Origin of the sequence: Filomicrobium sp., from assembly GCF_025698805.1 — a bacterium.
Taxonomy (GTDB): domain Bacteria; phylum Pseudomonadota; class Alphaproteobacteria; order Rhizobiales; family Hyphomicrobiaceae; genus Filomicrobium; species Filomicrobium insigne.
In genome coordinates this window covers 47931-59762 of record NZ_JAILWT010000008.1, presented here as the reverse complement: position 1 = coordinate 59762, position 11832 = coordinate 47931, and the positions used below count along the sequence as shown (strand labels likewise).

Sequence of the window (11832 nt, the reverse complement as noted above, 5' to 3'; positions counted from 1 at the left end):
AGGCAACGTTGACCGACCGTAATAGGAGCACCTGCGATAGAGCATGCGCCGCGAGGATTCCGAGATTGTCCGCGAACTACCGCTCTTTCGCGGCGTCGAGCTGGAAAATTTCAGAACGCTGATCGCAGCTGGATATGTGCAACGTTTCCCGACGGGGACTGTGCTCATCCACGAAGGTGAGAGGCCGGACTTCTTGCACGTTCTGGTCGACGGTCAGATCGCCTTCTTTGCTTCTCATAATGATCGTGAGGCGACGGTGTCGATCCTGACGCCGCCAGCTGCTTTCATTCTTGCTGCCGTGATTGTCGACGGACCTTATCTGAAATCGGCTCGCACCTTGTCGTCGTCGACGGTTGTGCTCATACCAGCCGGGGCTGTGCGCGAGGTCTTCGAGCGCGACACAGGCTTTGCACGAGCAACGGTGGCCGAGCTTGCTTGCCGCTACCGTACGATCGTTAAAGAGTTGAAGAACGTACGCTTGCGGTCCAGCAGCGAACGTCTCGCCAATTGGATTCTCACCCAAGCGAGCCAGTCGGGAGGCTGTGGCACGTTTCGGTTGCCGTTCGAAAAGCGGGCGCTGGCGAGCCGCCTCGGCATGCGGCCGGAGAACTTGTCGCGGGCCTTAGCTGAGCTTGCCGAGGCTGGCGTTACCGTTGATGGGCCGATGATCCGCGTGGGAGACGCGGCGAAGCTTATTGCCTTCAGCAAGCCGAACCCGCTTATCGATGATCCAACCTCGTGAATGCAGAGCTTGCTAAGAGCGATGAGCTCAAGCGTCGTTGTGCTATCAGGCGTCAATGTCCGCCGAACACGAGAACTTTGATGGGCAGGACGAGGGCCTGTAGCCGCAGGATCATTGCATGGACGATGCTGACCGTGTCGACCATATGCAGAAAAAGCCAGCGCCCCATCCGATGTCCGGCTGCGCCAGCTTGTCATGATTGTTGGTATAGGCGTTAGCAACGCAACTGCTGCCTGGGGTGACGTTATCGAGACCGCCTTCGAACAGGGGTTGCAGAAAGGCCAAGAGCGTTCCCGGTTGCGCAGTCTGCTGGGGTTCGATCAATCGCTCAGAGGTTCTAAACTGGTCCGGCAGAAATAAAGTCTTGAACCTGTGTGACCACCAAAGGAATGATGGTCATCGGCTTGGACGCGCAGGTGGCTTCCGCTGTCATTCCAACTTTCATGACCTGGGCTTCAATCTGATTGAAGCCCGCAACCAAGTAGAGGCGACCGGCTTCTGACGGAATAAGAATTCCGGCGGGTCGCATTAATGGATTGACCACATCTCCCACGCGCAGGCTGAACTGCTCCACATGGCCGGTCACTCCGGCGTATACGGTCATCTTATTCAGCTCGACTTGAGCCTGCGCCTGCGCCTGCGCGGCTTCGGCGCTGGCTCTCTGTGCAGGTAGAAGTGTCGAATGCTTCGTTTCGGCCGACAGTTTGGTAGCCTCCGCTGCAGCCAACGCTCCCTGCCGTGCCTCTACTACATTTCGGAGCCGCTCTATCTCACGCTGCGTCACGACGTCGGCGTTACGGCGCTGTAGCTCCTCTTTTGTTTCGAGCTCTTCGAGTGCCTGCTTATGGGAACCCTTTGCCTCTTGAATCTCGCCTTCTGTCGCTGCGATGTCCGCCTTCGCCATGACGAGCGTCCTTTTTCTGTCGCCCCCCGCCTGGACGTTCCGTCCGTGATGGCTCTCTTCCCAAAGCCGTCTTCGAGCCACGTTAGTGTAATGTCGCGAAGGTTCGCGGGCCAGCAACTTGCTGAGCCAATCAAGCCAGTTGCGGATGGTGCGCAGTAAGGCGTTCGCCAAGCCGTGGTTACCGAAACCCAAAACGCAAGAAAGCCCGGCTTACGCCAAGCTTCTTAACTTGCTTAATTACTTGGAAAATTTTGGTTGCGGGGGCAGGATCTAATCTTCACTTGCGCCCCGAGCAAGTAAAGATGGTTGCGGGGACCGGCGTCGATCATAACTTGCGATCGACGCCGGTAAAGATGGTTGCGGGAGGGCGCACCCATCATAACTTGCTGTTTCGGGCCGCCGCATAGCAACCTTGCCAAGGTTGGAGTCAAGGGTTCGAATCCCTTCGCTCTCTTCAGATTTCTAAAGGAAATCAAAGGATTGAGTAAGGGCCATCTTCGGGTGGCCCTTCCCTTTTTGGGCTTGGCCAACACCTGGTCAACACGAATGACGCCTGAGCAGGCAGGACGGGATGATCGCCTGAACACCAGCCGGACGATGCCTCGGCGAGCCGAACTGATTCGAGTCCGTCTCCAATGCGCATTGCCCAACTGGCTCGGGCAGACAAGTGGACCCGCGTATCGTTTCAGGCCGGGCGAGTTCCTTCACCGCGACCAGCAACAGCCCGATGGACAGGAGGGCCGGAATGACGGGTACACTGCCGCCATGCCAGCGTTTTGTTTCGGCGCTGGGCTGGAGATGCCCATAAGGATCAGGGCGAGAACGGCGTTTTTGCCGGCGCGATTCCAAGTCTCGAAGACGTCCGACTCTTGGCTCAGGTAAGATGAGGTACATCACAGGCGCCCAATCCCCGAACGATATCGAGCGCGCTCAAGTTCGATCCTTAAGGCTGCCTTAAGCCTCGTATAGAAATGCGACCTGGAACCTCGGGTGATAACCATGCGCGTGCTGATAGTCGAAGATGATGCCGTCCTCAGAGACGGATTGACGGTGGGCCTTTCGATTGGCGGCTTCACCGCCGATGCGGTCAAAACCTGCGAAGAAGCCGGCGCAGCTCTCACGAACCATGAGTTCGATGCGCTGGTGCTTGACCTGATGCTTCCCGACGGTTCCGGCCTCGACGTGCTGAAATCCCTGCGGGAACGGCAGGACGCCACGCCCGTCCTCCTCCTGACTGCGCGTGATCAGGTCGCCGACCGGATTCACGGACTGGATGCGGGGGCCGACGACTATCTCGGCAAGCCGTTCGACCTCGACGAGGTCGCGGCGCGGCTGCGCGCGCTCGTCCGCCGTGCCGCTGGCCGGCCGCAGGCGCTTATCGAATGGCGCGGCCTGCGGCTCGATCCTGCAAACCAGAATGTCGAACACCAAGGCGAACCCATCCGCCTGTCGCGGCGCGAATACTCGATTTTGCATGCCCTCATGATCCATCCCGGCCGGATCCTGTCGCGGAGCCAGATCGAGGAGAAGCTTTACGGCTGGCAGGAGGAGGTCGAGAGCAATGCTGTCGAGGTCCACATCCATCATCTTCGCGGCAAGCTGGGACCGGGCATGATCCAGACCGTCCGTGGGATCGGCTATCGCCTCGGAGACGAACCGTGATGCCGTCGATCTCCAAACGGCTGTTCCTGATCCTCGCCCTGACCACCGGTCTCGTCTGGCTGTCGGCGGTCGTCTGGATTTTCCTTTCCACGCGCGCGGAGGTGGAACGGGTTCTCGACGCGCGGCTGATGGAAGCCGGCCGGATGGTTTCCTCATTGATCGTCAGCCAGGAGATCGCCATCGATCCGACGCAAACGATCACGTCCGATCTGCCGGTGCGCGGCCACAGCGCCTATGACCGCCAGCTTTCGTGCCAGATCTGGTCGCTGCAGGGGACATTGATCGGGCGATCGGATGCGGCGCCCGATCAAGCAATGTCGGAGCACACCGACGGGATCTCCGAAACCGTGATAAATGGTGAGCGGTGGCGGGTTTATGCAATCACCAATACCGAGCGCGGTGTTCGCGTTCTGGTCGGCGACAATCTGAGTATCCGTAACGGGTTGGTGAACGACGTCATCCGCGGTCTTCTCCTGCCGGTCCTGCTGATGTTGCCGGTTCTTGCTGTCCTGATCTGGCTCAGCGTCAGGCGCGGCCTTGAGCCGCTAAGGAAGATCGCAGGCGACCTGGAAGCACGACCCGCCTCCGACCTCAGCCCGATCGAGGACGTGCAGACCGCGAAGGAGATTGCGCCGGTCTTGCAGTCGCTCAACGGATTGTTTGCACGCGTGGCCGGGCTTCGGGAACGCGAGCGCAACTTCACCGCCTTTGCCGCCCACGAACTGCGCACGCCGTTGGCCGGCCTCAAGACGCAGGCGCAGGTCGCGCTTGCAAGCGGCGATGGCACGATCCGCGAGCAGGCATTGCGTCAGATCATGGTTGGCGTAGACCGCACCGGCCGGCTCGTTCGGCAATTGCTGGATATGTCGGCGGTTGAGGCGCTCGACCAGGGCGAGCGTAGTGGGAAGGTATGGCCCGGGAGTATACTGAGAGCGCTCGCGGACGAATTAGCAGATCCGACCAGGGGCGTTGCGGTCGAGGTTTCCCCTGATCTTGACCGCATCGAGCTGGACATCGAGCCGGATCTGTTCGCTCTTGCTGCCCGGAATCTGATGGAGAACGCTGTGAACCATTCGCCGCCCGGAGGCGTCGTCAGGTGTCGTGTGGCCGGCCCCGCCGAAGAGGGCCAGATGATCATCGAGGATGATGGTCCCGGTATCCCCGAGGAGGAGTTGGCCCGCGTCACCGAACGCTTCTTTCGCGGCCGCAACAAAGTACCGGTCGGCAGCGGTCTCGGTCTCGCGATCGTCGAACTGGCGCTCGGGCGGAGTGGTTGGCACCTACGACTTCAGAATCGCGATTGCGGAGGGCTGCAAGCGGTGATGGCGAACGCCGCGTGACCCGTTGCACATACATGGTGCGGGGCGCAGCCAACTCATCTTCAAGAAGATGGAGTGCCAGCAGGATGCGCCAACGCAGGGAGTGATCTTCTCGCCGCGCGACGAAGCTATCCCACCAAAAGATGCCCCATAGCCGGATCTGCTATCACAACCAGCGGGCTCCCGTCGCGAACGTTGTCGGCGAGGTGGATGACATCCTGATTGATCATCCGGATGCATCCTGATGAAACGGCCTGGCCGATGGTCCAGAATTCCGGGTTTCCGTGGATGCGATAGATCGTGTCCCGGTTTCCTTCATGAATGTAGAGGGCGCGTGCTCCAAGTGGATTTTTCAGCCCCGGGTCCATGCCGCCATTGGCGATTGAGTAGGGCTCTAACTCGGGTTGGCGCGCAACCATTTCATCGGGAGGTGTCCAGCGCGGCCATTCCCGCTTGTATGCGATATGACGCCCTCGACCAGCCCACGAAAAACCGTCCCTGCCGACACCCACACCGTATCGGGTTGCGCGGCCGTGAGGCTGAACGTGGTAGAGGTAACGGTTTGGCGTATCGACGATGACGATTCCGGCTCGTTCATCGGTTGGATAGTCGACTTCCGTCCGCCACCATTTCGGATCGACCTTGGAAACGTCGACTTCCGGGATCGGGAAGCGCTCGTTCGGCAGTGCGTAGTACATCGGGGGCGTCGGCGGCGGAGGAGGCATCGAGACCGGCTGCGCGACTTGCGGTGTTTGCCTCGTGGAAACGCATCCGGCGAGAGTCATTGCGCTGGCGCCAATGAGGAAAGCGCGTCGCGCGATTGCGGGTGTCGGTAGCTTGCTCACGTTTCGTACGCTCTCTGCTTTGCGATCAATCAGGCCGCACAGCACGATGCCCATCTTAAGAGCAGCTTAAGGTAAGCGCGGCCGAAGATAGCGAAGCGGCGGGGACTTCAGGCGCCGGCCTGCGGCTCAAGTGATCCGGCCGAACAGGTTTTCGATTGGGTGGGGGCACTTTGTTGGAAACGCGGGCTTGCGTCGCAGGCGAGGAGCACTTTTCCGCCCTTAAGCGGGCCTTAAGGAACGCCCGCTTTGCCGCCGGTCCTGTGAAGGAGACGAGGATGCGGACGCGACTTTTAAGAAACAACGCCGTAGCGTCCGCGGAAGGTGTTGGATGCGGCATCGATGCTGATGCTCGACGCAAGAATGACCAATGGACCCGCCGCGAGCTTCTGCTCGGGGGCCTGGTGGTGCCGGTAGGATTGTTGGCGACTCCCAGCGGGATGGCCGCCGCCAATCCGGCTGCAATGGTCACGGACGTCGCTTCCTACCGGGAGAGACTGGAGCAGATCGCACGAACACATAGCTTCGCGCTCATCGACATCCGTGCGGATTGGTGCGCGGTGTGCCACCGCATTGAGCGGGAAATCCTCGCCCACCCTGCTGTGCTGCAACACCTTGAGGCTGTCCCTCTCGTCAAGGTGGACGTCACGGCGATGGACGAGGGAAACCGCCAGCTCCTCTCCCACCTTCGAGCGAGCGGCCCGCCGACATTCTTCGTCGTGGATGCAGCCACCGGACAGGAATACAACGGCACCCGTTCGGTCGGACCGTTCAGCAGGCGCGATCTCATGCGGCGGTTGCGGCCGTTCACCCGATAGTCCGGAGTCAGGATAAACTGCCGTCGCATCTTCGGCTCAATGCGGTCCTTAAGACTGTCTTAAGCTCGGGAGAGTGCGCTCGCTTCAATATCCATGATCTGGAGCTTTGAGACCATGCACGATCGGCGCCTCTGCACACGTAGACCTCATCCTTTCGCTATGGGTAGGCCGCCGTTCCGCGGTGCATTGAGTCGGCGGACCTTGCTCTCGGGCCTGGCGGCGCTCGCTGCCGCCGGCTTTGCCATGCCCGTGCGTGCCGACGACATGTCAGCCGAGATGATCCTGAACGACCCGGAGGCGCCGGTCGGCGGCAACCCGAACGGCGACCTGACGATCGTCTCGTTCTTTGACTATAACTGTCCTTTCTGCAAGCGCACCGTCGAGCCGCTGAATACGGTGCTGGAATCGGACGGCAATGTGCGTCACGTCTACAAGGACTGGCCGATCCTCGCGCAGTCTTCGGTCTATGGCGCAAAGCTGGCGTTGGCGGCCGGGTATCAGAACCGCTACGAGGAAGCCTATCTGGCGTTGATGGGTATCGAAGGGTCGCGGGTGCCAGAAGAGCAGATGCGACAGGCATTGGAAGGTGCCGGCTTCGACACGGCGGGTCTCGAGACCGAAGCCAACCGCCGCGACGCCGAGATCACCGCCTTGCTTCAGCGCAATAACGCGCAGGCCGAGGGGCTCGGTCTGCGTGGCACGCCCGTGTTTCTGATCGGTCGGTTTCTCGTCGCCTCCGCCCTCGACGAGGACGGCTTCCGCCAGGTTGTCGCAGACGCTCGCGAAGCGTCTTGATGCATCCCGATCGCGATCATCCGAGTAATTTCATGTCCTCAATGCCCATACTCCGCCTCCTTGCTGGCCTGTTCTTCGTCTTCCTGTCGCTGCCCGCCGCGGCGCAACAGGAGGATCTCCTGCAAGCCGAGGAAGCCTTCCGTTTCTCGGTTGAGCGGAATGCGGATCAGCAGATCCAACTCCGGTGGGAAATCGAGGAAGGCTATTACCTCTATCGCGATCATCTGGAAGCGAAGGATGCCGCGACCGGCGAGCCGATCCCGCTGTCGACTGGACCGGGCGTCGTGGAGACAGAGGATGCCAACTTCGGTCCTTCGGAGGTCTATTATCTTGAAGCGGTGGCACGTCTCGGCACTGAAGCGCCCGGGCAGGTCGCAGTCACCTATCAGGGCTGCAAGAAGGATTCGATCTGCTATCCGCCGCTGACCCTGACGGTCAACACGGCAAACCTTCAGGTTTCCGAACCCGTTGTCGGCTTTGGCATAGGTCCAACTCCGGCCGCCCCTGCCGGAGGGACGGGAAACGGCGGCTTCAGCCTGGCTGAGGACACGCAGGACGGCGGCATGGTCGGCTCGCTTCTCGCCAGCGGCGGTGCGATCTGGGTGATCGTGAGTTTCCTCGCCTTCGGGCTGTTGCTCGCCTTCACGCCCTGCGTGCTGCCCATGTATCCGATCCTGAGCGCGACCCTGGCGCGCGAGGGCGAGGCATTGACGGCCCGGCGCGGCTTCATCCTGTCTTTGGCCTATGTGCTGGCAATGGCCGCAGCGTTTGGCCTGCTTGGCGTGGTTGCCGCGTGGTCCGGCCAAAACCTCCAGATGGTGCTGCAATCGCCCTACGCCATTGGCGCCGTCGCAGCGCTGTTCGTCGTGCTGGCGACGGCGATGTTCGGCCTGTTCGAACTGCAACTGCCGACCACCTGGGTCAGCCGGATGGCAGGGGTACAGGCCGGCACGCGCGGCTCGGTGGGCGGAGCCGCCGGAATGGGCTTCCTTTCCGCGCTGATCGTCGGTCCCTGCGTCACCGCGCCGCTCGCCGCGGCACTTCTCTATATCGCACATACGGGCGATGCCTGGATCGGCGCGAGTGCGCTGTTTGCCCTCGGGCTCGGCCAAGGCATTCCGCTGATCGCCTTTGGCACGATGGGGAGCCGCGCTCTGCCGCGTGCGGGGGCGTGGATGGTGCAGGTCAAATACGCGTTCGGCTTCGTCTTTCTCGGCGCGGCGATCTGGATGGTCTCCCGAATCCTGCCGCCGCAAGTGACGCTGGCGCTTTGGGCGGGCCTCCTCTTGATTGTTGCGGTCTTCATCGGCGTCGCTGATCGGCTCCTGGCCGATGCGGGTGCCTGGCCACGTTTCCGCAAAGCCGCCGGACTTGGGGTTTCCCTCGGCGGCGTCATCCTGGCGATCGGGGCGGCGTCGGGCGGGACCGACCCGCTACGTCCGCTCGCCCACTTCGTCATGACCGGTTCGGGCCAGCAGATCGCCCAGTCCGAGATGACATTCATCGAGGCAAACTCGACGCCGCAGGTCGAGCAAGCGATTGCCTCTGCCAACGGACGTCCGACATTGGTCTATTTCACGGCCGACTGGTGCGTCATCTGCAAGACGATCGAACGCGACGTCTTTTCGAGCACGGAAATCGTTGCCGCACTGAACGACTTCCAGCGTGTCAAGGTGGATCTGACCGGACTGGATGAGGCCAGTCAGGGTCTGATGCGCGATCTTGCTGTGGTCGGCCCACCGACCATGATCTTCTTCAACCGAAATGCCTCGGAGGCAAACGGCTCCCGCCTCATCGGCGATGTGACAACCGATACGTTGCTGACATCGGTCTCTCAGGCGAGGCAGTGAGATGAACGCAGTCGCCATCGGGCCTTTCGTCTTCGCACCCGACCGCTTCGCCGCGATCCTCGCCATCGCCGCCTTTCTCCTGCTGAGCGAGATCCTCGCCCGCAAGGTCGATCAGCGCTTTTCGTCCTGGGCCTGGGGCGCGACCGTCGCTTTCGTGGTCGGCGCGCGCGTCGGGCACGTCATCCAGCACGCGAGCAGTTTCCTCGCCGAGCCGCTGCGCGTATTCTACATGTGGCAGGGCGGCTTCATGATCGAAGCCGGCATTGCGCTGGCGTTCGCCTACACGTTCTTTCGCTTCCGGCGCGAATTGCGGCTCACATTGTGGACGGCCCTGCCGAGCGCCGCTGCGGCCTATGTCGCGTTCTTCGTACTGCAGCTCAGCGCCGGCGTGCCGGCGACACCGCTGCCGACCGGAGACATCTACCGCACGCTGGCCGGAGAACGGTTCAATCCAAGTGAACTCGAAGGTCAACCTGTGGTCATCAACCTGTGGGCGACGTGGTGCCCGCCCTGCCGCCGTGAAATGCCGATGATGGCGGACGTTGCCGCAAATACGGACGCTGCCGAACTTGTCTTCGTCAACCAAGGTGAAGGCCAGGAGATCATTCAGCGCTACCTCACAGCCGAGAATCTTGAGCTTGAGCATGTGGTGCTCGACGGACTCGGTGAGTTCGGTCGTCATTACGAGGTACCGGGCCTGCCGGCTACGTTGTTCCTCAAGAGCGACGGGACGCTGCAATCGGTACACATGGGCGAGATCTCAAGAGAAGCCCTCGTGAGCGGCATTCAAGGTCTCGAATAGCCGCCGCAGGTCCGGCACGGCTGGCTTTTGCTGACGACCGTGACGAAGCTGCGACCATCCTCATGATGTTTTGTCATGCAATCCTCATTGAGCCTGCCATTCTCGGACGCTATTGGGCAAGGCAACAGGTCTTAGGGCCTTTGATCGAGACGAGCCTTAATTGTCTCCATCTGCTCGATCTCGCTGCGCTGGGCTGCGATGATTTCTTCGCAAAGCGTCAGCAATTCAGCATCGCGCAGGTCTGCTTCCCGGCACATGAGGATCGCGCCCGAGTGGTGCGGGATCATCGAATCGATGAACTGCCCGTCACCGATCAGGGTTTGGCTTCGTGTGGCTGCGAATGAGGCGATCGTCAAGACGAGGAAGACGGCGTAGAGGGTGATATTGAGCCCTTTTCGCGGAAACATGCCGGGCATCGTTGCCAGCATGAAGATGCCCATCGGCGCCCACATGGTCACGGCCATGTAGAACATGTTGAGATTGTTTCGGAAATCTTGAAATCCGTCGATCATCGAGAACATGACGACGTACATGACGATCAGGCCGAGCGCCATGTTGATCCAGAACATCAGGTAGGGACGTCCTTCGCCGTGATCGGCGTGTTCGTGCTTGCCATTATGGGACGATTGGGTCATCTCGTGGCTCCTTGGTTTTCGCTTAATGTCCGAGACCGATGCCCATGGGCTTGAGTAGCATCCAGATCGCCATTCCGACCATCATCAGGTTCTCCGTCAGCGAGACGAAGCCGAGCGGAACGTTGCTGTCACCGCCAACGCAGGCGCATTTGAGTTCGCGCTTGTCGATATAGACCGCCTTGAAGACCGATACGGCTCCGACAGTGCCGATGAAGAGGGCAACGGGGATCGACAGCCACATCAGCGCGCCGGCCATCATCAGGATGCCCGCCAGCGCTTCGGCGAACGGATAGACGTAGGAGTAGCGCACCCAGCGCTGGGCGAACAGATCGTAGTTGAGGAACATGGTAGCGAAGCTTTCCACGTCCTTGAGCTTCTGCAGGGCGAGCAGACACATGGCGATGGCAATGAACCATTCTGCCGCCGCAACGGTCGCAAGGGTACCGAACGCGGCCCAACTCGTCGCTAGCGCCATCAACGCAGCCATCGCGAACAACGCGATCACCGGCGTATAGGTGGTGGCGTCCTTGTCCTTTACCTCCTTGCCGAAGAAGGCGAGAAGATCGTCGTAGCCGCCGATGCGATTGCCGCCGATAAAGGTCTGCGGTGTGGTGTCGACGCCGTGCGTTTTCTTGAAAGCATCGATCTCGGCGCGCGACGTCAGCTCATGATCGTTGACCTCGTAGCCCTGCCGTTTCAGGAGGTCGAGCGATTTGAGACCGTAGGGACAGGTATGTTCGTGGGTCACCATCCTGTGCAGGTCGGCGCGTTTTGCGGTGGAAGTGGCCATGTCGTCAGTCCTTCGATTTCAGAGTTTTGCTTTTGCGAACACCTCGACCAACTCGCTGAATTTGCGGCGTTGCGCGTCCGCATCACCTGCCGCTATCGCTTCCTCGACACAGCAAGCGGCGTGGGTCTTGAGGATTTCGGTCTCGACCTTGGCCAGCGCCGCCTTGATGGCGTGGATCTGATGCAGGATATCGATGCAGTAACGGTCATCGGCCACCATCTGGCTGACCCCTCGCACCTGTCCTTCGATTCGCTTGAGCCTCGCGCGGAGGGCTTTGTTGTCCTTCTGGCACATGGCCGTAAAATACCCCGTATGGGTATATTTAAGGTTCGAGAGCCATCTTGGTTCCCTCCGATCAAAAAATCTCGCCGGCGCTTTCTGTCTGCTTTGCACCATTGTCGCGATCATCAGTGGGGTTGACCTTCCAATGGTTGGAACCCTCATCTTGGAGGGCCAAACGAAGGAGATGGACATGAAGATCAGAGCCGAGAATCTGATCGCCGCAGTTGGAGAGCTTCGGGTCGGGTTGCTTGCGGTCAGGGATCTGGCCGATACGCTGTTATCCCTGGTCGAGGCCCGCGGACGCATCACCATTTTCGAAACAGGGTTCCAGACGTGGTTCAGCGTCCACGCGAGCCGTTTGCCTTGACCGAAGGCGCACCGATGGGGCGCT

The 11832-nt window shown here is 60.7% G+C and carries 12 protein-coding genes, 1 tRNA gene and 1 pseudogene; 9 read left to right on the top strand and 5 right to left on the bottom strand.

The genetic code is table 11. From position 1 onward, the window contains the following. Positions 1 to 43: 43 nt before the first annotated feature. Positions 44 to 742 carry a cyclic nucleotide-binding domain-containing protein gene (locus K5845_RS17810; protein ID WP_046479435.1) on the top strand — a complete coding sequence of 233 codons (699 nt, stop codon included), beginning with the start codon at positions 44 to 46 and terminating at the stop codon, positions 740 to 742. 52 nt (positions 743 to 794) lie between these two features. Here the strand turns inward: K5845_RS17810 and K5845_RS17805 are convergent. Further along, positions 795 to 1574: pseudogene (locus K5845_RS17805) on the bottom strand (HlyD family secretion protein); the annotation flags it as partial. Between the two features lie 435 nt (positions 1575 to 2009). Here K5845_RS17805 and K5845_RS17800 point away from each other — a divergent pair. From K5845_RS17800 to K5845_RS17790, 3 genes are all read left to right on the top strand, one after another. Next, positions 2010 to 2100, top strand: a tRNA-OTHER gene (locus K5845_RS17800). 545 nt (positions 2101 to 2645) lie between these two features. Next, positions 2646 to 3308 (top strand): response regulator, encoded by a 663-nt coding sequence (locus K5845_RS17795; RefSeq protein WP_012092695.1) that lies wholly within the window; start codon positions 2646 to 2648, stop codon positions 3306 to 3308. Beyond that, positions 3308 to 4648 carry an ATP-binding protein gene (locus tag K5845_RS17790; protein WP_012092694.1) on the top strand — a complete coding sequence of 447 codons (1341 nt, stop codon included), beginning with the start codon at positions 3308 to 3310 and terminating at the stop codon, positions 4646 to 4648. Before K5845_RS17795 ends, K5845_RS17790 begins: the two co-directional genes overlap by 1 nt. A 107-nt stretch (positions 4649 to 4755) precedes the next feature. Here K5845_RS17790 and K5845_RS17785 read toward each other — a convergent pair whose 3' ends face one another. Then, entirely contained in the window at positions 4756 to 5412 is a 657-nt protein-coding gene (locus tag K5845_RS17785; protein ID WP_109707754.1) for a L,D-transpeptidase, read from the bottom strand. Positions 5413 to 5747: 335 nt separating this feature from the next. Between K5845_RS17785 and K5845_RS17780 the strand changes: the two genes are divergently transcribed. The 4 genes from K5845_RS17780 (at position 5748) to K5845_RS17765 (ending at position 9734) form a co-directional block, all read left to right on the top strand. Then, positions 5748 to 6287, top strand: coding sequence for a thioredoxin family protein (locus K5845_RS17780; RefSeq protein ID WP_012092692.1), 540 nt, complete (start codon positions 5748 to 5750; stop codon positions 6285 to 6287). Positions 6288 to 6473: 186 nt separating this feature from the next. Continuing rightward, positions 6474 to 7082: a DsbA family protein gene (locus tag K5845_RS17775; protein WP_037092232.1), complete on the top strand. Its 609-nt coding sequence runs from the start codon at positions 6474 to 6476 to the stop codon at positions 7080 to 7082. Then, entirely contained in the window at positions 7082 to 8932 is a 1851-nt protein-coding gene (dsbD, locus tag K5845_RS17770) for a protein-disulfide reductase DsbD (RefSeq protein ID WP_012092690.1), read from the top strand. Before K5845_RS17775 ends, dsbD begins: the two co-directional genes overlap by 1 nt. 1 nt (position 8933) lies before the next feature. Beyond that, positions 8934 to 9734, top strand: a complete 801-nt coding sequence (locus K5845_RS17765) for a TlpA disulfide reductase family protein (RefSeq protein WP_012092689.1) — start codon at positions 8934 to 8936, stop codon at positions 9732 to 9734. Between the two features lie 131 nt (positions 9735 to 9865). Here the strand turns inward: K5845_RS17765 and K5845_RS17760 are convergent, their stop codons facing one another. Genes K5845_RS17760 through K5845_RS17750 form a run of 3 tightly spaced genes read right to left on the bottom strand, consistent with a single transcriptional unit; the run spans position 9866 to position 11453 of the window. Beyond that, on the bottom strand, positions 9866 to 10369 hold the full coding sequence (locus K5845_RS17760) for a DUF305 domain-containing protein (protein ID WP_012092688.1): 504 nt from the start codon (positions 10367 to 10369) through the stop codon (positions 9866 to 9868). 22 nt (positions 10370 to 10391) lie between these two features. Beyond that, a complete protein-coding gene (locus K5845_RS17755; RefSeq protein ID WP_012092687.1) occupies positions 10392 to 11159 on the bottom strand; it encodes a glutaredoxin family protein in 768 nt (255 codons plus the stop codon). Between the two features lie 18 nt (positions 11160 to 11177). Beyond that, positions 11178 to 11453: a metal-sensitive transcriptional regulator gene (locus tag K5845_RS17750; protein ID WP_028034411.1), complete on the bottom strand. Its 276-nt coding sequence runs from the start codon at positions 11451 to 11453 to the stop codon at positions 11178 to 11180. Positions 11454 to 11631: 178 nt separating this feature from the next. Here K5845_RS17750 and K5845_RS17745 point away from each other — a divergent pair, with 178 nt between their 5' ends. Continuing rightward, complete coding sequence (locus K5845_RS17745; protein WP_156122387.1) at positions 11632 to 11808, top strand: hypothetical protein; 177 nt, start codon at positions 11632 to 11634, stop codon at positions 11806 to 11808. The last annotated feature ends 24 nt before the right edge of the window (positions 11809 to 11832 follow it).

Bases quoted from the DNA above. Each gene is read 5' to 3' on its own strand.
- K5845_RS17755 (WP_012092687.1), bottom strand. From the start codon at position 11,159: ATGGCCACTTCCACCGCAAAACGCGCCGACCTGCACAGGATGGTGACC.
- K5845_RS17780 (WP_012092692.1), top strand. From the start codon at position 5,748: ATGCGGACGCGACTTTTAAGAAACAACGCCGTAGCGTCCGCGGAAGGT.
- dsbD (WP_012092690.1), top strand. From the start codon at position 7,082: ATGCATCCCGATCGCGATCATCCGAGTAATTTCATGTCCTCAATGCCC.
- K5845_RS17790 (WP_012092694.1), top strand. From the start codon at position 3,308: ATGCCGTCGATCTCCAAACGGCTGTTCCTGATCCTCGCCCTGACCACC.
- K5845_RS17810 (WP_046479435.1), top strand. From the start codon at position 44: ATGCGCCGCGAGGATTCCGAGATTGTCCGCGAACTACCGCTCTTTCGC.
- K5845_RS17765 (WP_012092689.1), top strand. From the start codon at position 8,934: ATGAACGCAGTCGCCATCGGGCCTTTCGTCTTCGCACCCGACCGCTTC.
- K5845_RS17750 (WP_028034411.1), bottom strand. From the start codon at position 11,453: ATGTGCCAGAAGGACAACAAAGCCCTCCGCGCGAGGCTCAAGCGAATC.
- K5845_RS17760 (WP_012092688.1), bottom strand. From the start codon at position 10,369: ATGACCCAATCGTCCCATAATGGCAAGCACGAACACGCCGATCACGGC.
- K5845_RS17785 (WP_109707754.1), bottom strand. From the start codon at position 5,412: ATGACTCTCGCCGGATGCGTTTCCACGAGGCAAACACCGCAAGTCGCG.
- K5845_RS17795 (WP_012092695.1), top strand. From the start codon at position 2,646: ATGCGCGTGCTGATAGTCGAAGATGATGCCGTCCTCAGAGACGGATTG.
- K5845_RS17745 (WP_156122387.1), top strand. From the start codon at position 11,632: ATGAAGATCAGAGCCGAGAATCTGATCGCCGCAGTTGGAGAGCTTCGG.